The 22,605-nt window shown below is 71.3% G+C and carries 23 protein-coding genes and 2 pseudogenes; 9 read left to right on the forward strand and 16 right to left on the reverse strand.

The window, feature by feature from the left end; genetic code table 11:
* Positions 1-29: 29 nt before the first annotated feature.
* Together U8525_RS02405 and U8525_RS02410 are read right to left on the reverse strand one after the other, a co-directional pair.
* Positions 30-173, reverse strand: coding sequence for a hypothetical protein (locus tag U8525_RS02405; RefSeq protein ID WP_374260589.1), 144 nt, complete (start codon positions 171-173; stop codon positions 30-32).
* A gap of 53 nt (positions 174-226) precedes the next feature.
* Positions 227-1,015: a zinc-dependent alcohol dehydrogenase family protein gene (locus U8525_RS02410; RefSeq protein WP_374260591.1), complete on the reverse strand. Its 789-nt coding sequence runs from the start codon at positions 1,013-1,015 to the stop codon at positions 227-229.
* Positions 1,016-1,296: 281 nt separating this feature from the next.
* Between U8525_RS02410 and U8525_RS02415 the strand changes: the two genes are divergently transcribed.
* Complete coding sequence (locus tag U8525_RS02415) at positions 1,297-2,373, forward strand: lysylphosphatidylglycerol synthase domain-containing protein (protein ID WP_374260594.1); 1,077 nt, start codon at positions 1,297-1,299, stop codon at positions 2,371-2,373.
* Here the strand turns inward: U8525_RS02415 and U8525_RS02420 are convergent.
* Positions 2,370-2,657, reverse strand: coding sequence for a LysR substrate-binding domain-containing protein (locus tag U8525_RS02420; RefSeq protein ID WP_374260595.1), 288 nt, complete (start codon positions 2,655-2,657; stop codon positions 2,370-2,372). The two genes, U8525_RS02415 and U8525_RS02420, sit on opposite strands and share 4 nt — an antisense overlap.
* On the opposite strand from U8525_RS02420, the pseudogene U8525_RS02425 reads away from it, so the two are divergent.
* Positions 2,620-2,994, forward strand: a pseudogene (locus tag U8525_RS02425) (SDR family NAD(P)-dependent oxidoreductase); the annotation flags it as partial. The gene U8525_RS02420 and the pseudogene U8525_RS02425 overlap by 38 nt on opposite strands.
* A gap of 29 nt (positions 2,995-3,023) precedes the next feature.
* Positions 3,024-4,028, forward strand: a complete 1,005-nt coding sequence (locus U8525_RS02430; protein ID WP_374260598.1) for a homocysteine S-methyltransferase family protein — start codon at positions 3,024-3,026, stop codon at positions 4,026-4,028.
* Between the two features lie 291 nt (positions 4,029-4,319).
* On the opposite strand, the gene U8525_RS02435 is transcribed toward U8525_RS02430, so the two are convergent.
* Together U8525_RS02435 and U8525_RS02440 are read right to left on the reverse strand one after the other, a co-directional pair.
* On the reverse strand, positions 4,320-4,739 hold the full coding sequence (locus U8525_RS02435) for a hypothetical protein (protein WP_374261511.1): 420 nt from the start codon (positions 4,737-4,739) through the stop codon (positions 4,320-4,322).
* Between the two features lie 37 nt (positions 4,740-4,776).
* A pseudogene (locus tag U8525_RS02440) lies at positions 4,777-5,307 on the reverse strand (molybdopterin-dependent oxidoreductase); the annotation flags it as partial.
* A 217-nt stretch (positions 5,308-5,524) separates the two neighbouring features.
* Here U8525_RS02440 and U8525_RS02445 point away from each other — a divergent pair.
* The 4 genes from U8525_RS02445 (at position 5,525) to U8525_RS02460 (ending at position 10,605) form a co-directional block, all read left to right on the forward strand.
* Complete coding sequence (locus U8525_RS02445) at positions 5,525-6,127, forward strand: chalcone isomerase family protein (protein ID WP_374260601.1); 603 nt, start codon at positions 5,525-5,527, stop codon at positions 6,125-6,127.
* 116 nt (positions 6,128-6,243) lie between these two features.
* Positions 6,244-7,056 carry an OmpA family protein gene (locus tag U8525_RS02450; RefSeq protein WP_374260604.1) on the forward strand — a complete coding sequence of 271 codons (813 nt, stop codon included), beginning with the start codon at positions 6,244-6,246 and terminating at the stop codon, positions 7,054-7,056.
* Between the two features lie 32 nt (positions 7,057-7,088).
* Positions 7,089-9,707 carry a TonB-dependent receptor domain-containing protein gene (locus U8525_RS02455; protein WP_374260606.1) on the forward strand — a complete coding sequence of 873 codons (2,619 nt, stop codon included), beginning with the start codon at positions 7,089-7,091 and terminating at the stop codon, positions 9,705-9,707.
* 4 nt (positions 9,708-9,711) lie between these two features.
* The gene (locus U8525_RS02460) at positions 9,712-10,605 is read left to right on the forward strand and encodes a hypothetical protein (protein WP_374260609.1); all 894 of its coding nucleotides are present in this window, start codon (positions 9,712-9,714) and stop codon (positions 10,603-10,605) included.
* 118 nt (positions 10,606-10,723) lie between these two features.
* Here the strand turns inward: U8525_RS02460 and U8525_RS02465 are convergent, their stop codons facing one another.
* Positions 10,724-11,980: an Hsp70 family protein gene (locus U8525_RS02465; protein ID WP_374260612.1), complete on the reverse strand. Its 1,257-nt coding sequence runs from the start codon at positions 11,978-11,980 to the stop codon at positions 10,724-10,726.
* Positions 11,981-12,135: 155 nt separating this feature from the next.
* Between U8525_RS02465 and U8525_RS02470 the strand changes: the two genes are divergently transcribed.
* Positions 12,136-12,909, forward strand: coding sequence for a hypothetical protein (locus tag U8525_RS02470; RefSeq protein WP_374260615.1), 774 nt, complete (start codon positions 12,136-12,138; stop codon positions 12,907-12,909).
* A gap of 97 nt (positions 12,910-13,006) precedes the next feature.
* On the opposite strand, the gene U8525_RS02475 is transcribed toward U8525_RS02470, so the two are convergent.
* The 9 genes from U8525_RS02475 to dps all read right to left on the reverse strand — a co-directional run bounded on the left by U8525_RS02475 (position 13,007) and on the right by dps (position 20,598).
* Entirely contained in the window at positions 13,007-13,894 is an 888-nt protein-coding gene (locus U8525_RS02475) for an RNA polymerase factor sigma-32 (protein WP_374260618.1), read from the reverse strand.
* 584 nt (positions 13,895-14,478) lie between these two features.
* A complete protein-coding gene (locus tag U8525_RS02480) occupies positions 14,479-15,366 on the reverse strand; it encodes a CHAD domain-containing protein (protein WP_374260621.1) in 888 nt (295 codons plus the stop codon).
* A 6-nt stretch (positions 15,367-15,372) separates the two neighbouring features.
* Positions 15,373-15,912: an inorganic diphosphatase gene (locus tag U8525_RS02485; RefSeq protein WP_374260624.1), complete on the reverse strand. Its 540-nt coding sequence runs from the start codon at positions 15,910-15,912 to the stop codon at positions 15,373-15,375.
* Between the two features lie 58 nt (positions 15,913-15,970).
* Positions 15,971-16,327 (reverse strand): hypothetical protein, encoded by a 357-nt coding sequence (locus U8525_RS02490; RefSeq protein WP_374260627.1) that lies wholly within the window; start codon positions 16,325-16,327, stop codon positions 15,971-15,973.
* 51 nt (positions 16,328-16,378) lie between these two features.
* Positions 16,379-16,879 carry a hypothetical protein gene (locus tag U8525_RS02495; RefSeq protein ID WP_374260629.1) on the reverse strand — a complete coding sequence of 167 codons (501 nt, stop codon included), beginning with the start codon at positions 16,877-16,879 and terminating at the stop codon, positions 16,379-16,381.
* Between the two features lie 91 nt (positions 16,880-16,970).
* Positions 16,971-18,437, reverse strand: coding sequence for a YdiU family protein (locus tag U8525_RS02500; RefSeq protein ID WP_374260631.1), 1,467 nt, complete (start codon positions 18,435-18,437; stop codon positions 16,971-16,973).
* Between the two features lie 18 nt (positions 18,438-18,455).
* Complete coding sequence (locus U8525_RS02505) at positions 18,456-19,073, reverse strand: glutathione S-transferase family protein (RefSeq protein ID WP_374260633.1); 618 nt, start codon at positions 19,071-19,073, stop codon at positions 18,456-18,458.
* Positions 19,070-19,945, reverse strand: a complete 876-nt coding sequence (locus U8525_RS02510; protein ID WP_374260635.1) for an SDR family oxidoreductase — start codon at positions 19,943-19,945, stop codon at positions 19,070-19,072. The genes U8525_RS02505 and U8525_RS02510 overlap by 4 nt, the downstream gene beginning before the upstream one ends.
* A 92-nt stretch (positions 19,946-20,037) precedes the next feature.
* Positions 20,038-20,598 (reverse strand): DNA starvation/stationary phase protection protein Dps, encoded by a 561-nt coding sequence (dps, locus tag U8525_RS02515; protein WP_374260638.1) that lies wholly within the window; start codon positions 20,596-20,598, stop codon positions 20,038-20,040.
* Between the two features lie 291 nt (positions 20,599-20,889).
* Between dps and U8525_RS02520 the strand changes: the two genes are divergently transcribed.
* The gene (locus tag U8525_RS02520; RefSeq protein WP_374260642.1) at positions 20,890-21,420 is read left to right on the forward strand and encodes a DUF4442 domain-containing protein; all 531 of its coding nucleotides are present in this window, start codon (positions 20,890-20,892) and stop codon (positions 21,418-21,420) included.
* Here the strand turns inward: U8525_RS02520 and U8525_RS02525 are convergent, their stop codons facing one another.
* On the reverse strand, positions 21,421-22,563 hold the full coding sequence (locus tag U8525_RS02525; RefSeq protein WP_374260644.1) for an esterase/lipase family protein: 1,143 nt from the start codon (positions 22,561-22,563) through the stop codon (positions 21,421-21,423).
* Between the last annotated feature and the right edge of the window lie 42 nt (positions 22,564-22,605).

The following is a 22,605-nucleotide window of genomic DNA, read 5'->3' on the forward strand; positions in this document are numbered from 1 at the left end:
GTCGTTCCTTCACGTGAGCAGCGGGGGCTTCACGCCGCGGGGTTGGGGGTGAGCAGGACCTTCCCATTGCGGCTCGGCTCCAGCGCGCGCTTCACCGCGTCCTGGATGCGCTCCAGCGGGTAGGTGCCGTCCACGGGGGCCTGGAGCTTGCGCTCGGCGACCAGCTCCGCCATGCGCGCGAGCGTGGCGTTCTGCTCCTCGCGCGGAGCGTCGCGCAGCCAGCGCGTCAGCCAGAAGCCGCGCAGGGTGACGTCCTTGAAGATGGAGGCGGCCGCGGACAGCTGGGGCCCTTGCCGCTCATGGCGCCGTAGTTCACCAGCGTGCCGCCGGTGGAGAGGCAGTCGCCCACGCGGCGGCAGGACTCGCCGCCCACCGCGTCGATGCCCAGCCGCACCTTCGCGCCGCCGGTGGCCGCGCGCACCTGCTGGGGCAGCTCGTCCGTGTCCAGCAGCACCACGTCCGCGCCCTGGCCCTTCAGCTCGTCGGCCAGCTCCTGGCGGCGCACGACGTTGACGGTCCTCACGCCCATCACCTGGGCCAGGGTGATGAGGTAGCGGCCCACGGCGGAGTTGGCGGCGTTCTGCACTACCCACTCACCGGGCTGGAGCGTCACGAACTGGCGCAGCATCAGGTAGGCGGTGGGCGGGTTGATGAGCAGCATGCTCGCCTGGAGCAGGTCCAGGCCCGGCGGCACGGGCAACAGCGGCGCGGCGGGCGCGGTGAGGTGGGTGCGCCAGGTGCCCGCGCCCAGCGGGAGGAACACGAGGTCACCCACGGCCACGGCGTTGGAGCCGGACACCTCCACCACGCGGCCCACGCCCTCGTTGCCGGGCGTGGCGGGCAGCTTGGGCAGCACGCCGTACTCGCCGGAGAGGGTGAGCAGGTCGGAGGGGTTGATGGGCGTGGCCAGCACGGCCAGCCGCGCCTCGCCGGGCTTCAGCGGCGCGGGGGGCTCCTCCACCACCTGGACGACGTCGGGGGGCGGCCCGAAGGCCGAGAAGCGCACTGCTTTCATGGCATTGCTCCCGCGCTGTGAAGGCGGTGCCACCCTAACCGCCTTCCGCCCTGCTGCCGAGCGTGCGCTTTCGCGCCACCCGCGGTGTGCATCCGCTGGTGGATGGATGGCCTCCGTCCGCATTCCCGCCCCGAGGACGCGGCGCTCTGTCCACCCGCGGACGCGGGCGAAAGGAGGCTGCCGGCCGTCGGCGATCAGGCCTCGCCATGGCGGCGGGGGCTGCACAGGTTCTGAAATGGACCCCTCGGTGGGGCGGGTGGGGATGGGCGAGGAGGGCGAGTGTGAGCAACGTGCACCACGAAGGGGCGCTGGCCGGGCCGGGAACCGCCGTCGGGGAGGGGCTCTCCTCCCCACCGTGTGTCTGGAGGCGCAGGCTGCTCACGGCGCTCAAACCCCTCTTCGCGCTGGGCGGCCTGGGGATGCTGGGGACCCTGGTGCACAAGGCCGGCGCCGGTGAGCTGAAGACGACGCTCTCCCAGGCGCTGCCGCTGCTCCCCTGGGTGGTGCTCATCGAGCTGGGCCGGCAGACGTGTGACGCCACGGCGACGCGGCTGTCCTATGGCGCGCGTGCGAGGCAGGTGCCGTTGTCGGTGTTGGTGCGAGCGCAGCTGATTGGAACCGCGGTGTCGAGCATGGCGCCCGCGGGCCGCGCGGCAGCGGAGGCGACGAAGGCCACGCTGCTGACGCCGTACACGGGCGGCGCGTCCGCGACGGCGGCGGCGGCCACGTCGCAGTCCGCCTCATTGGGAGCGGGAGGGCTCATCTCCTTTCCGTGCGCGCTGGCGGCGTACCTGATGACGGGGTGGAGCGCGTTCACGGTGGCGATGCTGGTGCACGGTGTCGTGTTGTTGCTCGCGTCGTTGGGCGTGCGCGCGGGGTTGCGGGCGAAGCGGCTGGGCGCGTGGATGCGCAGGCGCTGCGGCAAGTGGGGCACGCACGCGGAGGCCTTCCAGGCATCGGTCTGCGCGGGAGGGCTGTGTCCCTGGCGGCCGGTGCTGGCGTTCCTCGGCAGCCGTGTGCTGCAGGTGATGCAGTACGCGGTGCTGGCGCACGCGGTGGGCATCGACGCGACGGTGGTGCAGGCGCTGTTCACGCAGGGGCTCTACCTGGTGGCGTTGGCGATGGGCTCGCTGGTGCCCGGGCAGGTGGGCGTGACGGACGGGATGTTCTCGCTGGCGGCGGGCGCGATGGGGACGACGGCGGCGAAGGCGATGTCCATCTCGCTGCTCGCGCACACGGTACAGGCGGTGTTCGTGCTGGTGGGGGCGCTCACGCCGCTGGTGTGGCGCGCCAGGGCGAAGGTGACGGCGTCCGCGCCGGTGGTGCCGCCCGTGCTGTCCGCGCCGGTGTATCGCTAGGTCCTGCTCGTCGGGGCCTGGCGCTCGGACGCCTCGCGAATGAGCCAGTCGCGAAACGCCACGAGCTTCGGGAGCGTGGCGCACTCGGGCCGGTAGACGACGTAGTAGGCGAGCACGGAAGGGAACTCGACCTCCGGGAACAGGCGCACGAGCCGTCCGGCCGCGAGGTCGTCGTGCGCCATGATGCTGCGGGCCAGCGCCACGCCCTGTCCGTCGACGGCCGCCCGGAGCACCGACGCGGAGTTGTTGATCCGCATCGGCTCGATGTGGGGCCGGCAGGCCATCCAGGCCACGCTCTCCCCTGCCTATTCGATGGCGAAGGCAGGGCTTCATCCGCTGACGCAGCACCTGGCGATGGAGTTGGCTGGCCATGGCATCCGCGTCAACGCGGTTTCGCCCGCCGTCGTCGAGACCCCCATCTCCGAGGGCTTCATCCCGAAAGAGCAGGTCCCCAGTGCGCTCCAGGAGTTCAACGGCTTCCATCCGCTTGGCCGCGTGGGCCGCGCGGAGGATGTCGCGCGGCCCATTGCCCATCTGTTGTCGAGCGAGGCTTCCTGGGGCACCGGCGCCATCTGGGATGTCGATGGTGGTGTCATGGCTGGGCGCAACAAGTACAACTGACCCTTGCGGTGACTCGGAAGAGGTGAGGCTTGGAGGATGCTGACGATGACGGGAGCGCGCTGATGGGGGGCCTGGCGAACCACGCAGCTTTCCTTCGAGCCCTGCACGCGGCGCCGCGGGTGCTCACCGAGGGCTCGGTGGTCGAGCGCCTGCGCCGCCACCCCGCGGGACTGCTGGACACGCACGTGGCCAATGCGGGCCTCCTCTTCGTTCCGGAGGGACGCGAGGCGCTCGCCGGCATCTATCGCGACTACCGCGACATCGGGCTGCGCCACGGCCTGCCCACGCTCCTCCTCACGCCTACCTGGCGCGCGAACGCGGAGCGCCTCGCGCGCGCGGGCCTCGCCGGCCGCGATGTCTTCGGGGAGGCGGTGAGGCTGCTCGCGGGCGTACGAGCGGAGGTGGGCAGCCGGGGGGAGGACGTCTTCATCGGCGGGCTCGTCGGGTGTCGTGGAGATGCCTACCGGCCCGAGGAGGCGCTCCCACGCGAGGAGGCCGCGGCCTTCCACTCGCCCCACGTGGAGGCGCTCGCGAGCGCCGGGGTGGACTTCCTCGTGGCCCAGGCGCTGCCAGCCCTCTCGGAGGCCGAGGGCCTCGCCCTGGCGATGGCGCGCACGGGGGCGCCATTCCTGTTGAGCTTCGTCCTCCGCCCTACCGGGACGCTGCTCGACGGAACCCCACTGGCCGAGGCCGTGGTACGCATCGACGCCCTGCCTGGAGCGCGCCCGGCCGCGTACATGGTGAATTGCGTCCACCCCGCTGTCTTCCGCGAGGGCCTGACGCGCCAGCGGGCCGCATCACCGGACCTCGGTGCGCGGGTGGTGGGCTTGCAGGCCAATACCTCCCGCCTGTCGCCCGAGGAACTCGATGGGCGCGCGGAGCTCGACAGCGAGTCCCCGGACGCGTTCGCGCGAGAGATGGCCCGAGTCCACACGGAGCTCGGCACGCGCGTGCTCGGCGGGTGTTGTGGCACCGACGAGCGGCACATCGCCGCGCTCGCTCGCGCCCTGAAAGAAGAAGTGCCGCGCGAGTGACGACCAATGCAATCGCATGGCCGTGATGCAGGCGGAGCGGGTTCACGTGGCCCTGCGCTCCGACATCAATCGAACAGGGTCTCCAGGTCCTCGGACCTGGGCCCTGTCTCCCTGAGAAGGTGAGAGCCTACGTGGGGACGCCCTGGCGGCGGCGAACTTCGAAAACCTGTCCGACAGTCGGACAGGTCTTGGAGGGTCGTGGCCGGGAGCCTCTGCTTCGACCGGGTGTCGGCTCGTCAGACCCATTGGGGCCGTGTCGGACCGGCGGTGTACTGCATGGAGGGCTGGGGCTCAGGCCGGCCGGAGCTGGACCGGTGTTCCACTGAAGGCGGCGTTGCCGCTGACCACATCCAGTGCCTGAGCATCCGTGAGGTCGTTGATGCTGGCACCCGCGTGCGCGCTCGCGACCTGTTGGCGGATCCCGGGCCGCTGGTGGCCGTAGCCCGCGAGCGCGGCGACGTGCAACTCCCCGGAGGACTCCGGCAGGCCCCGGACCCGGCTCTTCCAGCGGCCATGGCTGCCAGGGCCAACGCCAAACGCGCGAGGCCCGCCGATGAGGTCGAAGGCCGGCAGGGTGAAGAGGGCGCCGCCCTCGCGGTCCAGGTTGCCGGTGACGATGTTGAGGACGTTGATGAGCCATTGGCAGAGCGAGCCAAAGGTGCGTGTCTCCCTCCAGCACGACCTGCAACAGGGAGAAGAGGGCGAGCGCATCGGTGCCGGGCCGGACGAAGACATGTCGGTCGGCGATGGCCGCTGTCTCCGTGCGACGGGGTTCGATGACGACGAGCCTGCCACCGCGCTCCTGGATGGCGCGCAGCCGCGCCCGCACGTCGGGTGTCGTCATCAGACTGCCATTGGACGCGAGCGGGTTCGCGCCCAGGACGAGCATGTACCGGGTGCGGTCGATGTCCGGGATGGGCACCAGCAGCTGATGGCCAGACATGAGGTGGGCCGCGAGCTGGTGGGGAAGCGGGTCGACGGACGTGGCGGAGAACCGGTTGCGCGTGCGCAGCGCGCGAAGGAGCTGGGGCCCGAACATCATCGCGCCCAGGTTGTGGACGTTGGGATTGCCCAGGTTCGCGCCCACGGCGTTCGGCCCGTGCTCCTTCTGGAGGTCATGAAGCCGCTGGGTGATGTCGCGGAACGCATCCGCCCAGGACACGCGCTCCCAGCCGGAAGCGGTGCGCTTCAGGGGATGGCGGAGCCGGTCGGGGTCCTCGTGCAGGTCGCGCAGCGCCACGGCCTTGGGACAGAGGTGGCCCCGGGAAGAACCCCCCACCCGCGAACAGGAGGCGGGGGCTGATTCTGCCCTGGCCGAAGGCCGCGCACCCGGGCTAAGCCCAGCTCCCCGGGTTTGATGACGCCCTGAGCCATCCGTGCTGTCTACTCGCCGGGCAGGGAGTCACTTGAACCCCCAACAGCCTTGCCTTGGGCCTCCGCTTGCCGTCCAATGGTGCACAAACCAATGATCGCGGCCAGTGGCGGTTTCCTGGAGCATGCACACCGTTGCGATCACCGACTCGGGAAAGCGGGTGAAGGGGAAGGCGATGATGGGGACGGCGTGGAAAATGGGGGCGCGAGGGGTCGCGCTGGGGATGCTCCTGCTGGTGGGCGCTGCCGCCCACGCGGGACAGGCGGGCGGGGTCAACATGCCGGATTCCCTCCAGGTGGAGGGCAAGACGCTGGCGCTCACCCACATGGAGCTGAAGAAGAAGCTCTTCTTCAACATCTACGTGTGGAGCCTCTACATGGAGGAGGAGCCCACCTGCTTCAAGGAGGCCGTGGCCTCCAACAGCCTGAAGCGCCTGCACTTCCGCTTCCTGCGCACCATCACCCGCGAGCAGCTGGTGGGCAGCTTCCGCGAAGGCCTGCGCCAGAACCCGGCCATGCGCCAGGACGCCCTCAGCCAGTCCCTGGAGAAGCTCCTGTCGTCCCTGCATGACGTGCGCAAGGGCGACGACCTCGTCCTCACCTACCTGCCCGGCTCCGGCCTCCACGTCTCCGGCGGCGCGTCCGGCGGCGTCCACATCCCCGGCAAGTCCTTCGCCGACGCCCTCTTCAGCTCCTGGCTGGACACCCACCCCATCTTCCCCAAGTAGGCGCTCGGCCGGCAGGGAGGTTGGGCCTCAAATTGGATGCGCGTTTCTCCTAGGCTGCGGGTCTGAGCGCGGTAGTCTCAGACCCACCAACATCCTTGTCAGGAGGAATCGCACCTATGCGGACACGTCTGGTTCTGGCTGCGCTCGTTGCCCTCTCCACGGGTTGCGTCTCGCAGGGGAAGTTCAACGAGAAGGCCCTGGAGGCGGAGGGGCTGACGAAGAACCTCACGGACGAGAAGGCGGCCCGCGCGGCCGCCGAGGCGAAGGTGAAGGAGCTGGAGGAGAAGCAGGCCGCGCTGGAGCAGGAGAAGACCGCGCTGCAGACGCGCCTGGATGCCTCCGAGAACCGCCTCACCTCCGCCGCGGCCGAGCGCCGCGCCCTGGAGGACAAGAACGCGCAGCTGGCCGCGCTCAACGAAGAGCTGGGGCGCAACGCCAAGAAGCTCGCGCAGGCGAAGGAGGAGCTGGAGAAGAAGAGCGCCGAGTACGAGAGCCTGGCCCAGTCCCTCAAGCAGGAGATCTCCGACGGCAAGATCGAGCTGTCGGAGATGAAGGGCCGGATGACGGTGCAGCTCAAGGACAAGATCCTCTTCGCGTCCGGCTCCGCGCGCGTGGGCAAGGAAGGCCAGGAGGCGCTGGTGAAGATCGCCGACGCGCTCAAGACGGTGAAGGGCCGCATCGTGCGCGTGGAAGGCCACACGGACGACGTGCCCACCGGCGGCGGACAGTTCCCCACCAACTGGGAGCTGAGCCTGGCGCGCGCGATGGCGGTGGTGCGTTCGCTGCAGGACTCGGGCGTGGATCCGACCATGCTTTCCGCGGCGGGTTATGGGCAGTACCAGCCGCTCGTTCCCAATGACACACCGGAGCACAAGAGCCAGAACCGGCGCATCGAGATCGTCCTCGCTCCGAGCCTCGGAGGGCGCTAGGAGGGGGCGCGGGAGAGATCCGCGCACCCTTCATGAGAACGCTCCTCTGCGTCGTCTGTGTATTGCTTGCGTCCGGAGCCGTGGCACAGGCTCCGGATGCAGGGACCCTCGCTGGTGATGCTGGCGTTCCCACGGGCGAGCTGACGAAGCCGCCCGCGCTCCTGCGCCAGGTCGAAGCCGCCTACCCGCCGGACGCCGCCGCCCAGCAGCTCGAGGGCACGGTGGTGATGTTCATCGACATCTCGGAGACGGGCGCCGTCACGAACGTCGAGGTCACCCAGCCCGCGGGCCACGGCTTCGACGAGGCCGCTGTCGAGGCCGTGAAGCAGTTCCAGTTCGAGCCGGCGGAGATCGACCACGTCCCCGCGCCGGTGCGCATCCAGTACGCCTACCAGTTCGTCTTCCGCGCGCCGGAGCCTCCACCGGAGGCCGCGCCGGACGGCGGTGTCCAGGAGCCGCGGGGGCCGGTGAACTTCAGCGGCCGGGCGCTGGAGCGCGGCACGCGCAAGCCGCTGGTGGGCGCGGAGGTGGTGCTCACGGAGCTGGACCGCTCCACCGTCACGGACAGCGAAGGGCGCTTCTCCTTCCGGGGCGTCCCCGTGGGCACGCACCCGGTCATCGTGGTGCTGGGCAACTACGACCGCTTCAAGACGCAGGAGACGATTGAGGCGGGCCAGGAGACGCAGGCCACGTACTACGTGCAGCGGCGCATCTTCAGCCAGTATGAGACGGTGGTCCGCAGCGAGCGCGAGCGCAAGGAGGTGACGCGCACCACCCTCACGGTGGCGGAGGTGCAGCGCGTGCCGGGCACGCAGGGCGACACGCTCAAGGTGGTGCAGAACCTGCCGGGCGTGGCGCGGCCCGCGTTCAACGGCGGCGCGCTGGTCATCCGCGGCACCAGCCCCCAGGAGTCCGGCGTCTTCCTGGACGGCCTGCGCATCCCCATCCTGTATCACTTCGGGGGGCTCACCTCGGTCTACAACTCGGACCTGCTGGAGGCGGTGGACTACCTGCCCGGCAACTTCTCCGCGTACTACGGCGACATCACCGGCGGCGTCATCAACGTGCGCAGCCGCGAGCCCCGGACGGACCGCCTGCACGCCACGGTGGGCCTCAGCGTCATCGAGTCCAACGCGGTGGTGGAGGGCCCCCTCACGGACACGCTGAGCTTCGCCATTGGCGGCCGGCGCTCGTACATCGACCTGGTGCTCAAGGCGGTGCCGTTCGACGACGACAGCCTCCAGGTGGCGCCGCGCTACTACGACGCGCAGGCCAAGCTGGTGTGGAAGCCCAACAGCCGCCACACCTTCACCCTGCAGGGCCTGACGTCGCGCGACCGGCTGGCGCTGCTGCTGGACCAGCCGGCGGACAACGACCCGTCCATCAACGGTGGCCTGGACGTGACGACCGGCTTCAACCAGCTGCGCCTGCGGCACCAGTTCCGCGAGGGCAAGCTGACGCTCGACACGCACGGGCTGATTGGCAACACCCTCCTGGACTTCCAGGTTGGCGAGCGCGGGCTGCGCATCGCGTCCACGGACCTGTACCTGCGGCCCACGGTGGAGTACGCGTTCAACGACCGCGTGACGGTGGCGGGCGGCCTGGACGTGGTGGCGAACCTGGCGAAGGTGACGGCCAGCATCCAGCAGCCGCCGCGCGAGGGCGAGCCGCCGTCGCCGCTCGTCACGGAGGACCTCATCCACATCGATGGGGACTTCACCCAGTACTACCCGTCCGCCTGGGCGGAGGTGCGGTGGCGGCCCCTGGAGAACCTGCTGGTGGTGCCGGGCGTGCGCACGGAGAGCTACGTCTTCACGGACCAGCAGGAGGTGAAGCACACGGTGAACCCGCGGGTCGCGGTGCGCTACGCGCTCACGGAGGCGCTGACGCTGAAGGGCGGCGCGGGCGTCTATCACAGCCCGCCGGTGCAGGATGAGCCGTCGCCGGGGTTCGGCAACCCGGACCTGGGGGCGAAGCGGTCGCTCCAGTACAGCGTGGGCGCGGAGTGGCAGGCGCGGCCGGAGTGGTTCGTGGGCAGCGAGGTCTTCTACAACGACCTGGATGACCTCATCGTCCGCTCGAGCGCGCGCGTCGAGCGGGACGGCGAGTCCGTGCCGGAGAACCTGAAGAACGGCGGCGTGGGGCGCATCTACGGCTTCGAGCTGCTCATCCGCCGCGCGCTGACGGACCGGCTGTTTGGCTGGATTGCGTACACGCTCAGCCGCAGCGAGCGCCGGGACGCGCCGGGGGCGCGCTGGCGCAAGTTCGACAACGACCAGACGCACGTGCTGACGGCCATCGCCAGCTACAAGCTGCCGAGGGGCTGGGAGGTGGGCGCGCGGTTCCGCTTCGCGTCCGGCAACCCGACGACGCCGGTGCTGGGGGCGAAGCGCGACGACACGACGGACGTGTTCATCCCGTACTACGGGCGGGTCAACTCGCAGCGGCTGCCGTCGTTCAACCAGCTGGACCTCCGCGTGGACAAGAACCTCGTCTTCGACACCTGGAACCTGGACCTCTACCTGGACCTGACGAACGCGTACAACAACCAGTCGGTCGAGGGCGTGGCCTACAACTACAACTACTCTCAGCGCGAGTTCTTCAAGGGCCTGCCCATCCTGCCCGTGCTCGGCCTGAAGGGGGCGTTCTGACGCCATGCGCACTCCCGTCCTCTTGTCTGTCATTGCGTTGCTGGGGTCGAGCGCGTGCACGGGCTCCAACTTCGAGGAGCCCAGCGAGGTTCGCCGCGTGCGGGTGCTCGGCATCAAGGCGGAGCCGGCGGAGCTGGCGTTGGAGCCGAACGCCTCCACGCCGCCGCCGCCGGTGACGTTCAGCGCGCTGGCGGTGACGCCGGACGCGCGTCCGGTGGTGGTGACGTACGCGCTGTGCCGGCCGGACGTGAATCCCTACGGGGACGTGGCGTGTCCCGGGGACAGCGGGGTGCCGCTGCGGGACGGCGTGCTGTCGTTGAGCGACCCGGCGGTGCAGGCGCTGCTCATCGCGTCGTTCCAGGCGGCCACGGGGAGCACGGGCGGCGGGGACGGGGGGACGTTCGACTTCAACGACCCGCAGGTGCAGCAGGTGTTGCAGGCGGGGCTGCCGCTGTTCGTGGGGTACGAGGCGACGGACGGCAGCGGGACGCCGGAGGGCGTGGAGCGGGGCGTGCGGCGCATCACGCTGCGCTCGACGGACGCGCCCAACCAGAACCCGGTGATGCAGGACGTGCTGTGGGACGACGCGCCGCTGTCCGGGCCGCTGCCGCTGGGCGCGGAGGTGACGTTCACGCCGGTGTTGGGGGCGGGGAGCGAGGAGACCTACGCCACGGCGGACGGGACGCAGACGGAGCAGATCTTCTTCAGCTGGTTCGCGACGGGCGAGGGCGAGGTGGGCTCATTCCGCTCGCTGGAGCCGGTGGACGGCAAGCCCGGCGACCCGACGACGACGTACACGACGTCCGCGACGCCGGAGCGCATCACCCTCTGGGTGGTGGCCCGCGATGGCCGCGGAGGCACGGACTGGACGACGCGCACGGTGGACGTGGGGCCTTGAGGGCCGAATCCTGCGGCGCAGCGTGGGCGCGGAACCGGAGGCCCCGCCGTCGCCTCTGGGGGGGAATGCAGGCGCCCTGGAGGGGCTTCCGTCGGATGGCGGCAGCCCCTGACCGGCTTCACCCCGTCAGCGACGCGGACGCGCGTCCCAGGCCCTCCGCCACGGAGGTGAAGGCGTCCGCCGTGCGCACGCGCTCCGCTCCGAAGCGCTTCACGTACAGCTCCCGCACCGCCGGAATCTGCGACGAGCCTCCCGTCAGGAAGACCGCGTCAATGTCCCGGGCCTCCGGGTGCTTCGCCAACAGCCCCTCCGTGCACTGCGACAGCTCCTCCAGCAACACTCGGCTCGCGGACTCGAACTCCGCGCGCGTCATCGGCTCGTGCAGGCGGATGCGCGCCTCGTCGAAGTCGATGGTCGCCACGTCCTCGCTCGACAGCTTCACCTTCGCCGCTTCAATGGACCGGAACAGCCGGTAGCCCAGGTTGTCCATCACCAGGTCGTAGAGCGCCTGGATCTCCGCGGGGTGGTCGCTCGTGTCGAGCATCACCTCCAGCAGCTCCTGCGTGGACTTCTCCCGGATGAACGACATCTCGTGCCAGTTGAGCAGCTTCGCCAGCACGTGCTGCGGAATGGGCAGCCGCTTGTGGCTGAAGCCCTTCACCCTGTACGTGGACCCCGCGCCGAACCTGGGCAACAGCTTGTGCCGCATGATCTCCGCGTCGAACCGGTCCCCGCCGATGCGCACGCCCGTGGACCCCACCACGTCCGGCCTGCGGTCCAGGTTCCCCCGCCGCGACGGCCCCAGCCGCATCAACGTCAGGTCCGTCGTGCCGGCGCCGAAGTCCGCCACCAGCACCAGCTCGTCCTTCCGCAGCCGCGCCTCGTACGCGAGCGCCGCCGCGATGGGCTCGATCAGGAACTGCACCTGCGTGAAGCCCGCCAGCTCCGCCGCCTTGCGCAGGCGCTTCTCCGCCAGCGCGTCCGCCTCCGGGTCCGGCGTGAAGACCGCCGGCCGGCCCAGCACCACGGACGTGGGCGGCTCGCCCAGGTGGGCCCCGGCCGCCTCGCGCACGCGGCGCAGCAGGATGGCCACCAGGTCCTCGATGGTGTACGTGCGCCCCTTCACCTGCGTGGCCCGGAAGGACGAGCTGTGCAGGAAGGACTTCACGGACTGGATGAACCGCCCGTTGTTGTCCTCCAGGTAGCGCTGGATGGCGTCCGCGCCCGTGAACACCTCGCGCTCGTCCTCCGCGAAGAAGAGCACGGAGCGGAACAGCCGGGGCTCCGGGGTGTGGGGCTGCAGCGGCAGCACGGTGCCGTCCGGCAGGGCCAGGGCGGTGTTGCTGGTTCCGAAGTCGAGTCCGCAGGCGCGCATGGGGGGGCGCCCCTTATCGCCATTCCCCCGGACGCGGTAGCCCCAAAGTGACCGCCGCAGGGCGAGCGGATGGGCGAGCGCCCGCAGTCCACCGGCTTGGCGCCCCACGGGCCACCGCCATCTTTGTCCTGTCCTCTCTTTGACAGGAGAACCCCATGAAATCGCGCGCAGCATGGCTCGGCGCCGGCGTCGTCGCACTCGCGGTGAGCACCACCGCCTGCCAGGACGGAGACCGCTCTCGCCAGACCGCCACGGACAACAGCCCGGGACAGCAGGTGGCCCAGGCCCAGGCCCAGTCGGAGAAGGCCTTCGACGACGCGCGCGACGCGCAGAAGGAGGCCTCCAGCCAGCAGCGCGAGGCCGCCTGCGCCCAGGAGGACTTGCAGCGCAAGCAGCAGGAGCTCCAGGAGGCCCAGGCCAGGGCCCAGAAGGAGTCCCAGGAGGCCCAGGCCAGCCAGCAGCAGGCGCAGGCGCGCACGCAGCAGGCCCAGGCCGTGGCCCAGCAGGCCCAGGCCAGCGCGTTGGCGGCCCAGCGACAGGCGCAGCAGGGCTTCGCCACCCAGCAGCAGCAGGCCTCCAACGAGAGCGCCGCGGCCAGCCAGCAGCAGGCCGCGAACGCGAGCACCGCCACGCAGGAGCAGCAGATCTCCGGCGACGTGCTCAGCGCGAGCGCCCAGGAGGTGCTGGTGAGCCAGCGCGGCGAGCCCCAGCTGCGCCTGAAGGTGGGCCCCGGCACGCAGGTGCAGGTGGACGGCCGGGCCGCGAGCGCCTCGGACATCCAGGAAGGCGCGCAGGTCCGCGCCTCCTACCGCACGGACGCGCGCACCGGCGAGCCGCAGGCGCTGCGCATCGACGCCACCTCCCGCGCCCAGCCGGCCACGCCCGCGCCGGTGGAGAGCGGCGAGTCCTCGCCCGGCGTGCCCCGGTAGCCGCGACGCCGGACATGCCACGGCCCCGTGCCTTCGCGCTTCCCCACGCGAGGGTCCGGGGCCGTGCCGTGTCGCAGCCTTGCAGGGCGCCTTCGCGTTACGCGGCCAGCTCGGCCTGGTCCAGGCCGGCCTCGGCCATCAGGCTCGCCAGCTCCGCCTTCAGCTTGTCCTTGGCGCGGATCTCCAACTGGCGGGCGCGCTCGCGGGAGAAGCCGAAGTGCTCGCCCAGCTCGCTCAGGGTCATCTCCGAGTCGCTCATCACGCGCTGCTCGATGATGAAGCGCTCGCGCGGGTCCAGGCGCATCAGCGCGCGCTGCACCAGCGTGCGGGTGAGGCCCGCCTGCTGCCGGTCCGCGACCTCGTCCGCGTGGGAGGCCGACTCGGACTCCACGAAGTCCAGGTGCGTGGCGTCGCCGTCCTCGCCCACCGGCGCGTCCAGGGACAGGTCCCGGCCGCCCATGCGCTGCTCCATCTCGCGCACCTCCGTGGGCTTCACGTTCAGCTTCTTGGCGATCTCGTCCGCGTTGACGATCTGCCCCTCGCCGGCGCCCAGCTTCTCCAGCTCGCGGCGCGTGCGGGCCAGGCTGAAGAACAGCCGGCGCTGCGCCTGCGTCGTGCCCAGCTTCACCAGGCTCCAGTTGCGCAGCACGTAGTTCTGGATGTACGCGCGGATCCACCACACCGCGTAGGAGATGAGGCGGATGCCCTTCTCCGGGTCGAACTTCTGCACCGCCTTCATCAGGCCGATGTTCGCCTCCTGGATGAGGTCGGACATCTTCAGGCCGTAGGAGCGGTACTCGTAGGCCACCTTCACCACGAAGCGCAGGTTGCTCGTCACCAGCCGGTGGCCCGCGGACAGGTCGCCCGCGCGGAAGGCGCGCGACAGCGTCTGCTCCTCCTGCGGGTTCAGCAGCGGGTACTGGTTGATCTCCGAGAGGTACGTGGAGAGCGAGTCGGCGGAGGAGAAGGAGTTGGAAGCCTGCATGGGGGTCTCTCTCGGGGAAGAGGGCGGTGTGTGCGACCGCCGTTTGCTGCGACGGGGAGACCTTTAGCAACGCACGGGCCAATGCCAGCCGATAGGCAACCTCAATGATTCCAGGCCGTTGCGCGAAACAGCTTCAATGCTTAGGGCGGAACCCGGCACTTTTTACAGCGCGGGGTCCCGACACTTCTTCCGGGTGCCCCGCAGGGAGGGTTGCCAGCCCTGCGACCCGGGCACAGGGCGGATCACATCCCGCAGGGATGTGGGCAGGCCCCGGCCCCCAGGCCTGGGGACCGGGGCGGCGGGGGGCCGTCAGGCGCGGCCGTCAGGGCGTGGTGGGCCGGGAGACGGAGCCCACGTCCACCTCGTGGGTAAGGGGCTGGCAGGGGCCGGTCCCTCCGGCCAGCAGGTCGGCCTTCCAGCAGCGCTGGTGGCCGGGCGCGGCGAGGCAATGACAAGCATGGCGCTCCCGGCCGCGAGGGCCAGGAGGCGAGAGGGCTTCGAGCACAAGGACAGACTCCCTGGCTGGAGTGGGTTCAGGAATGTCTGTCATGGCTTGTCGGGATGACATCTTCATCCGGAGCGCGTCAGGTCAAGGCCTTGCGCAGGCGTCTGGGAATGGCCTCCGCGTTCCAGCGCTGCACCTCGCGGGCGATCTCGGCGGACTGCTCCGCGCGCTCGTCGCGGACCCGGGGCAGGAGCTCCCGCGCGGCCTTGCGCTGGCCGGGCGGGGCTTCGGCGGCGGCGCGCTCGAACAGCTCCAGGCGCACGTCCGCGTCGTGCAGCGCTCCCAGGCCGTCCTGCAGGGGCACCAGGACCTCCAGCAGCGCGCTCACGGTGCGGCGGAAGGCGGGCTGGAAGATCTCCAGCTCATAGCGCAGCTTCTTCAGGTCCTTGCGCAGGGCGTGCGCGGAGGCGGCGTCGGGCGCGTCCGCGTAGCGCTCCAGGCGCTTCTCCACGCGGCGCAGGCGCCAGCGCAGGTGGCTGCGCACGCGCTTGCTGGCGAAGCGGTGGGGGTCCTCCAGCGTGTCCAGCTTCTTCAGGAGGCGCGGCACGGTGCGGTCCGTCCAGCGCTCCAGCGCCCTGCGCAGGGTCTTCTCCTTGGCCTCCAGGCCGGACAGGTGGGATTCACGCAGGCTGGCCAGCGCCCTGCCCGCGTCCCTCTTCCCCTTCGCGGCGGCGTTCAGCCAGCGGTCCTGGACGTGGAGATCCCTGACGTCGCCCAGCGCGTCCTGGAGGCGCTTCACGTCCGCCTCCAGCCGGGTGAGCTTGCCGGTGGCCTGGAACACCTGGAGCGCGGCGCGCAGGCGGCGGGTGGCCACGCGCATGTCGTGCACGCCGTCCTCGTCCAGCGCTCCGTCCAGCAGGCTCTCCGGGGTGCGCGCGTCGGCGAGCCGGCCGGCGAGGATGCGGCGGGCGGCGTCGCCCAGCGCGGTGTCGGGGCCCAGGCCCCGGATGGGAGTGGGGTGCGGCATGGGGCGTCAGTCCTCCGGGTGGGCGTACTGCTGGACCATGCGCTCCGCGGCGTCCGGGCCGTCCCAGCCGAGGATGCGCGCGTCCTTGTCCGCGAAGTGCACCACCGCGAGGAAGAAGTGCTCCAGCTCCTCGCGCTCGCGCTGGGACAGGTCCTGGTAGGAGTGGAGGTCGTCGGAGCGGGTGGCGTTCACCGGCACGACGAGCAGGCGGTCATTGCGCTCGCGCTCGCCGTTCTTCGCGCCCCGCGGCTTCTGGTCCACCAGGAGCACGCCCAGCGGCCGGCAGGGCAGCACGACGCCCGGCCAGGTAGGCACGTCCCAGTACACCAGCGCGTCCAGCGGATCCCCGTCCGGGCCCTTCGTGCTGGGGATGAAGCCCCAGTCGAACGGGTAGCGGAACCCGCGCGTCAGCGGCCGGGACAGGGTGAAGGCCTGGAGCTTCGAGTCGTATTTCAGCTTCACCGTCGAACCGCGGGGCGACTCGACGACGACGTGCAGCGCATCCTGGAAGCCGCGCAGCGGCAGGCGGGTGAAGTCGGTGGCCATCAGCCTTCAGGCTGGGGTCGCCCTTCTGTCTCCGGCAAGTGCCCTCCTGCCGCGGCTTTCACTCGCGAACCCTGGCGCGGCGCCGCAGCTCCCAGCAGCCCGGACACAGCGGCATCGCCTCCTGGCGGACGCGGTGCTCACACCGCGGGCACATGAACGCGCCGCAACGGAAGCACGTCCGGTTCGCGGCGATGTCCTCGTGTCGCGCGCAGACGGCGCGGGCCGGCGCGCCGCTTACGTCCAGGCCGCCCCCGTCATCCCAGGCGGGCGGGTGCAGCCCGGCCAGGAGGTGGCCCGCGATGGCATGCGCGGCGGGGCCGTTGGGGATGACGAGCGAGAGGGTGTCCTGCTCGATGCAGACCGGTGGCAGGTCGAAGGCGTTGAGCTCGCCAGCAGGGATGTCGACGGGATGCATCGCGGGGGCTTGTAGTCCACCGCGCGCGATGCACGCCAGCCACCGCCCGCGCTAATGCAGGGGCGGGCCCAGGGGCGGCGCCGGCTGACGGCGCGCCACCAGCCTCCGCGTGGCGCGCGCCGCGGCCAGGCCCCCCAGCGTGTACCAGGCCACGGTGAGCAGCGACGTGGACGGGCGGGCCCGGGACGGCTTGCGACCCAGCCCCAGCCTGGGGGGCAGCACCACCGCGCCCAGCCCGGCGAGCAGGCCCAGCGTCGCGCCGCGCAGGTAGGGGCGCCGGGGGCGTCCCAGCGCCACGAGCGAGAAGTAGAGGCCGTTGGACAGCAGGTCCCCCGCCAGCGTCTGGCGGTGCAACTGGCGCCCCTTCGCCGGCTCGCCGCCGAGGAAGCGGACGCCCTTCTCCAGGGAGCGCATGCCCAGCACGTCCATGCGCGGCGGGTGCTTCAACACGCGCCGGGCGCTCTCGTGCACCAGCGTGAGCGCGGTGGCGCCGACGAGGCCGGGACCCAGGGCACGGAACACGATGCGGGGCGGAGCAGGAGGTTCGATCATGCCTCCCAAGCTAGGCACCGCGCGCACGGGGTTCCCGCCCGCGTCCGCCTGCCCGCCCGCCCACCTGCCGGTGCTCCGCCGGGCCCGCGCGTCAGGAGCTGCAGCTCACCACCAGGTGCCGTCCCCACGCGGGCGGCGAGGCCGCGAAGGCCTCCTGGCCGGGGTGCTCGTCGAAGGGCGCGGACACCAGCGCGAGCACGCGGTCCACCTCCGCGAAGTCCCCCTCCTGGGCCCGGGAGATGGCCTGCTGCGCCACCCAGTTGCGCAGGACGTACTTCGGGTTGACGCGGTCCAGGCGCGCGTGGCGCTCCGCGTCCTCGCTGCCCTCGGACTCCAGCCGCGCGCGGTAGCGCTCGGCCCACCCGTCGAAGCCCTCCGGCGGCAGGAAGTGGTCGCGGAGCGCGTCGTTGCGGGCGCCGGGGCTGGAGTCGAACCGGTTCAGCGCGCGGAAGAAGCGCGTGTAGTCCACGCGCGAGCCGGCCATCAGCGCGAACAGGTCCTCCAGGAGCGAGCGGTCCTCGTCGCGGGCCTCCCGCAGGCCCAGCTTCTCGCGCATGCGCGCGAGGAAGTGCCGCGTGAACGTGGGCTGGAAGAGGGTCAGCGTGGCGCGCGCCTCGTCCTCGGTGATGAGCGTGAGCAGCGCCTCGCCCAGGCAGGCCAGGTTCCACAGCGCGACGCGCGGCTGCTGGTCGAACGCGTAGCGGCCCTGGTGGTCGGAGTGGTTGCAGATGAAGCCGGGGTCGAAGTCGTCCAGGAACCCATAGGGACCGTAGTCCAGCGTGAGCCCCAGGATGGACATGTTGTCCGTGTTCATCACGCCGTGCGCGAAGCCCACCGCCTGCCAGCGCGCGACGAGCGCCGCGGTCCGCTCCACCACCTCCGCGAAGAAGCGCGCGTGGCGGCCCTCCTGGCCCGCCAGGTGCGGGAAGTGCGCGGCGATGACGTGGTCCGCCAGCGTGGCCACGTGGCCGGGCTGCTCCGTGTGGTGGAAGAACTCGAAGGTGCCGAAGCGCACGTGCGATGGGGCCAGGCGCACCAGCATGGCGCCGGTCTCCACCTCCTCGCGGTACACGGGCGCGCGGCTGCCCAGGACGCACAGGGCCCGGGTGGTGGGGATGCCCAGCGCGTGCAGGGCCTCGCCGGCCAGGTACTCGCGGAGGGTGGAGCGCAGCACCGCGCGCCCGTCACCGCCGCGCGAGAAGGGCGTGGGCCCGCCGCCCTTCAGGTGCAGGTCCCACCTGCCGCCGTCCGGGGCGCGCACCTCGCCCAGGAGCAGCGCGCGGCCGTCTCCCAGGCGCGGCACGTACACGCCGAACTGGTGCCCCGCGTACACCATGGCCAGGGGCTCCATGCCGGGCAGCGGCGTGGCCCCGCCGAACACGCGCGCGAACTCCGGGCGCCCCGCCTCCGCCGCGTCCAGGCCCAGCAGCCGCAGGGCCGCCGGGTTCACGCTCACCACGTGCGCGTCCGCGAAGGGCGCGGGCGCCACCCGGGCGGCGAACCCGGGGGGCAGGCGGGCGTAGGTGTTGTCGAAGACGAGCTGTTCGAGCGAGGCCATGGATGGAGACAACCCCCGTCAGGGGATCTGCATGCCCCGCTGGACCGCGGGGCGGCTGCCCACGCGGTGCAGGTACTGGAGGAGGTTGGGCGTGTCGGTGAAGAGCTCCGGGAAGAGCTCCCGCGTGGTCTTCAGCCAGGGGTACGTGGCGATGTCCGCGATGGAGTAGGTGGTGGCCAGGGAGTCGCGCGACGCCAGGTGCCGCTCCAGCACGCCGAGGAGGCGCTTCGCCTCCGTCTGGAAGCGGTCGATGGCGTAGGGCACCTTCGTGGAGGCGAAGCGCCCGAAGTGGTTGAGCTGGCCCAGCATGGGGCCCACGCCGCCCATCTGGAACATCAGCCACTGCGTCACCTCCGCCTTGCCGCGCGGATCCGTGGGCATCAGCGCGCCCGTCTTCTCCGCCAGGTACAGCAGGATGGCGCCGGACTCGAAGAGGGCCAGGGGCCGGCCCCCCGGCGCGTCGTGGTCCACGATGGCCGGGATCTTGTTGTTGGGGCTGATGGCCAGGAACTCGGGCTTGAACTGCTCGCCCTTGGAGATGTCCACCGGGTGCGTCTTGTACGGGATGCCCAGCTCCTCCAGGGCGATGGAGACCTTGCGGCCGTTGGGCGTCTTGAACGTGTACAGGTCGATCATGCCTTCACTCCGGTGAGCTGCTCGCTCACCTGCCAGAGCCGCTCCGCGAGCGCGTCGTCCCGGGCGGGGGCCGACGGCTTCGCCTTGCGGCATTTGATGAAGTACTCGCCGCTCACGCCCGCCACCTCCGGAGACGACGCCAGGTAGATGGACGTCCTCGCGCCCTTCTCGGGGGAGAGCATGAAGGGCGCGCTCAGCTGGATGAGGTGCTTGAAGAAGCCCTGGCTGTTGCGCCCGAAGCCCGTGCGCACCACGCCGGGGTGCAGCGCGTTCGCGGTGACCTGGGTGCCCGCGAGCCGCTTCGTCAGCCCGCGCGAGAAGAGGATGTTGCTGAGCTTGGCGTTGCCGTAGACGCGGATGCCGTCGTAGCGGCGCCGCTCCGTCTGCGGATCCTCCAGGAAGTCCGGGGACGCCAGGCGGTGGCCCTCCGAGGACACGTTGATGATGCGCGCCGGCCCGCTGGCCACCAGCAGGTCGCGCAAGAGGTGCGTGAGGAGGAAGTGGGACAGGTGGTTCGTGGCGAACGTGGCCTCGTAGCCGTCCACGGTCACCTGGCGCCGGTCGATGATGAGGCCCGCGTTGTTGAGGAGCACGTCCAGCCGCCCGTGGCGCTCGCGGAACGCCCGGGCCAGGTCGCGCACGGACTGGAGGGAGGACAGGTCCGCGAGCAGCGCCTCCACCCGGGCGTCGGGGGCGGCCTCGCGCACCGCGGCGACCGTGGCCGCCGTGCGGGCCCCGTCCCTGCCGGAGAGCACCAGCGTGGCCCCCCGTCGCGCCAGCGCCTTCGCCGTCTCCTGGCCGATGCCGCCGGTGGCGCCGGTGATGAGGCACACCTTGCCGTCGAGTCGGTCTTCGGGAAGCCCTGCCGCCATGGGACGCGCCCTCCTGGAATCCGAGGACGCGTTCTATACGCTCCCCACCCTCCCCGCGCAGGAGAACCTGCCGGGGAGGAGGGCGGCCCGCGTCAGGTGGAGGCCTGGCTGATGTCCTCGGCGGGGCGGCCCCGGCGGTTGCCGCCGCGGGTGGGCGTGATGCCCGGGCGCGCGTCGCCGTTGAGGTGGCTCTCCAGGAACCAGAGGTCCTCTTCCGTCTCGCCCAGGGTCTGGGTGAGGAGGTCCGCGGTGATGGGGTCGTTCAGTTCGTCGGACCGGTGGATGCCGTCGCGCAGGCTGGTGGCGTAGCGGCTCACGCGATCCACGAGCGCGCGGATGTGGGCCTCGCCGTCCACGGCCTGGAGGTCGTATTCCGGCAGCTGGCTGTTGTTGCTGGCCAGGCGGATGGTGCCCTGGGCGTAGCCGCCCAGCGCGCCCGCGCGCTCGGCGTAGGAGTCCGCGTGCTTGCGCACGTGCTTGGCCACGTCGTCGAAGAGCAGGTGGCGGCTGTAGAAGTGCGTGCCCCGGATGTTCCAGTGCGCCTGCTTCACCTGCCAGTGCAGGTCGATGGCGTTGGCGAGCAGCGTGTTGAGCAGGTCGGTGAGCTCCTCGCGCGCGTCCTGGGGAAGGTTCACGTGGCTGGTCGAGTACATGGTCCTGGTCCCTCGCTGGTGGTTTGCGCGCGGCAGACCGTCGGCATGACGTCTCGGCGCTCCCCACAGGGTGGGGATGGCGCGAGCCCTTGGCCACGGCGCGGCGCGCGCTGCCTGGCCGCACGGCTGGCCCGGAGGGCGGGCGGCCAGGCGGCCCCGCCCCGCGTCGGGAGCGGTCAGCCGGGCGGCGCCCCCCGTGGCGGCGCGCTCGCCGGACCCCGCCGTACCGTCCGGGCCCCGCCTTCACCCAGGCGGCCCATGCCCCTCCGCCGGAAGCGGCGGGTGGCTAGGATGGCCGCGGACCGTCAGAAGGGAAGGGTGGAGGACCGGATGTTCGCGTTGGAGCTGGTGGAGAGGTTGCGGCGGGTGTCGCCGGGCGCGGCGAACGCGCTGACGACGCTCGCGGTGAAGAACATCGTCCCGCTGGCGGCGGCCATGGGCTACCGCGTGGACGAGGTGACGGACGCGCGCGTGAAGGCGACGGTGCCGCTGGACCGCAAGACGAAGAACCACGTGGGCAGCGTGTACCTGGGCGCCCAGGTGACGGTGATGGAGCTGACGATGGGCGTGATGCTCTTCCGCCGCTTCCCACCGGGCCAGTACAAGATGCTGGTCAACCGCATGGAGGTCGCCTTCCACGCGAAGGCGAGGTCGGCGGTGAGCGCGGTGTGCGAGCCCTCGGAGGAGCTGCTCGCGAAGCTCGCGTCGGAGCTGCGCGCGACGGGCGACAAGGCGGAGGCGTGGATCCCGGTGCGCCTCTTCGGCACGGACGGGCAGTGCGTCGCCGAGTCGCGCTTCCTGGCCGTGTTCAAGCGCGGGTAGCTAGCGCTGCGGCTCCTCCTCCAGGAGGAAGTCGCCGATGGTCCTCCACATCGCCTCGAACTGGGGGCGGCGGAAGCCGGAGCCGGAGATGAGCCAGTCCACGTGCGGGGGCTGGTGCGCCGGCTGGTCGAAGTGGCCAATGGCATCCAGGTGGTCCGCGCGCACGGCGGTCAGCACGCGGCCGTACACCTGGGAGCGCGTGGGCACGATGCCGTCGCACGCGGTGGGGCCGGGCATGGCGCCGTAGGCCTGCACCAGCGCCGCCGTCTGCGCGGGCGTGTGCAGGGGCAGCTGCGTGAGCGGCATCCGCTGCGTCTGGCTGTAGACGAACGCGTAGATGGTGTGCGTGAGCTGCGCGTACGGGTCCAGCCCCGCCGCCAGCCGCGTGCGCAGGGACGGCGGCCGGGCCTGCGTCACCACGGAGCCGTAGCGCACGCCGGGCCGGTCATGCGTGCCGCCGTTGAACAGGTCGATGCCCTCCGGCGTGAGCTGCGGGATGAGCGACGTGTCGCGCCCCACCTCCCAGAGGAACTTCGCCACCGCGTCGCGCCGCTCGCTGGAGAAGTCCCCCAGCAGCTGGTCGAAGAGCTGATCCAGCAGCGTGGCCTTCCAGCCCAGCTGATCATCCACCCGCGCCATCAGGTGCCCGAAGCGGAACACCACGCTCAAGGGCAGCCGGCCGAAGCGCAGCACGTACATGGTGAACAGCGACAGGAGCTTCAGCAGTTGCTGGCCGAAGAGGCCCAGGAAGAATGTGGCCAGCGGCGTGCCCGCGTGGGGCGTGGACAGCGTCACCACGCTGCGGACGCGGCGCGCGAAGGGCTCCAGCTCCAGCGAGTCCGACACCTGCGCGCCGGGGCTGACGAACAGGCGGGCATCCAGGCCGCCGGTGGAGTGGCCCACCAGGTGGATGGGGCCGTCGTCCCCGGAGGCCGTCTCGCTCACGGCCTTGAGCAGATCCGCCGTGCGCTGGCGGATGGAGGCCGTGGGGTGGGAGACGATCGTCACCACCTCCGCGTCGACTCCCCGGCGGGCGAGGTCCTGCTTGAGGAACTCGAACGCGTGGCCGAAGTAGAGGAGCTCGCCCAGGTTGGTGAAGCCGAAGAATCCGGGGACGAGGTAGACGTGGTGCTTCACGGACATGGGCCCACCAGCATACCCCACGCCCCTGGGATGGGCTTGGAA

This window comes from Corallococcus sp. RDP092CA (assembly GCF_041903675.1).
In the GTDB taxonomy this organism is placed as follows: Bacteria; Myxococcota; Myxococcia; order Myxococcales; family Myxococcaceae; genus Corallococcus.

Bases quoted from the DNA above. Each gene is read 5' to 3' on its own strand.
- U8525_RS02405 (WP_374260589.1), bottom strand. From the start codon at position 173: ATGGCGGAGCTGGTCGCCGAGCGCAAGCTCCAGGCCCCCGTGGACGGC.
- U8525_RS02510 (WP_374260635.1), bottom strand. From the start codon at position 19,945: ATGGCGGCAGGGCTTCCCGAAGACCGACTCGACGGCAAGGTGTGCCTC.
- U8525_RS02480 (WP_374260621.1), bottom strand. From the start codon at position 15,366: ATGCCGCACCCCACTCCCATCCGGGGCCTGGGCCCCGACACCGCGCTG.
- U8525_RS02435 (WP_374261511.1), bottom strand. From the start codon at position 4,739: ATGCGCTCGCCCTCTTCTCCCTGTTGCAGGTCGTGCTGGAGGGAGACA.
- U8525_RS02490 (WP_374260627.1), bottom strand. From the start codon at position 16,327: ATGCATCCCGTCGACATCCCTGCTGGCGAGCTCAACGCCTTCGACCTG.
- U8525_RS02485 (WP_374260624.1), bottom strand. From the start codon at position 15,912: ATGGCCACCGACTTCACCCGCCTGCCGCTGCGCGGCTTCCAGGATGCG.
- dps (WP_374260638.1), bottom strand. From the start codon at position 20,598: ATGTACTCGACCAGCCACGTGAACCTTCCCCAGGACGCGCGCGAGGAG.
- U8525_RS02420 (WP_374260595.1), bottom strand. From the start codon at position 2,657: ATGGCCTGCCGGCCCCACATCGAGCCGATGCGGATCAACAACTCCGCG.
- U8525_RS02505 (WP_374260633.1), bottom strand. From the start codon at position 19,073: ATGATCGACCTGTACACGTTCAAGACGCCCAACGGCCGCAAGGTCTCC.
- U8525_RS02470 (WP_374260615.1), top strand. From the start codon at position 12,136: ATGAAATCGCGCGCAGCATGGCTCGGCGCCGGCGTCGTCGCACTCGCG.
- U8525_RS02475 (WP_374260618.1), bottom strand. From the start codon at position 13,894: ATGCAGGCTTCCAACTCCTTCTCCTCCGCCGACTCGCTCTCCACGTAC.
- U8525_RS02455 (WP_374260606.1), top strand. From the start codon at position 7,089: ATGAGAACGCTCCTCTGCGTCGTCTGTGTATTGCTTGCGTCCGGAGCC.
- U8525_RS02500 (WP_374260631.1), bottom strand. From the start codon at position 18,437: ATGGCCTCGCTCGAACAGCTCGTCTTCGACAACACCTACGCCCGCCTG.
- U8525_RS02495 (WP_374260629.1), bottom strand. From the start codon at position 16,879: ATGATCGAACCTCCTGCTCCGCCCCGCATCGTGTTCCGTGCCCTGGGT.
- U8525_RS02445 (WP_374260601.1), top strand. From the start codon at position 5,525: ATGCACACCGTTGCGATCACCGACTCGGGAAAGCGGGTGAAGGGGAAG.
- U8525_RS02525 (WP_374260644.1), bottom strand. From the start codon at position 22,563: ATGTCCGTGAAGCACCACGTCTACCTCGTCCCCGGATTCTTCGGCTTC.
- U8525_RS02450 (WP_374260604.1), top strand. From the start codon at position 6,244: ATGCGGACACGTCTGGTTCTGGCTGCGCTCGTTGCCCTCTCCACGGGT.
- U8525_RS02520 (WP_374260642.1), top strand. From the start codon at position 20,890: ATGGCCGCGGACCGTCAGAAGGGAAGGGTGGAGGACCGGATGTTCGCG.
- U8525_RS02460 (WP_374260609.1), top strand. From the start codon at position 9,712: ATGCGCACTCCCGTCCTCTTGTCTGTCATTGCGTTGCTGGGGTCGAGC.
- U8525_RS02410 (WP_374260591.1), bottom strand. From the start codon at position 1,015: ATGAAAGCAGTGCGCTTCTCGGCCTTCGGGCCGCCCCCCGACGTCGTC.
- U8525_RS02465 (WP_374260612.1), bottom strand. From the start codon at position 11,980: ATGCGCGCCTGCGGACTCGACTTCGGAACCAGCAACACCGCCCTGGCC.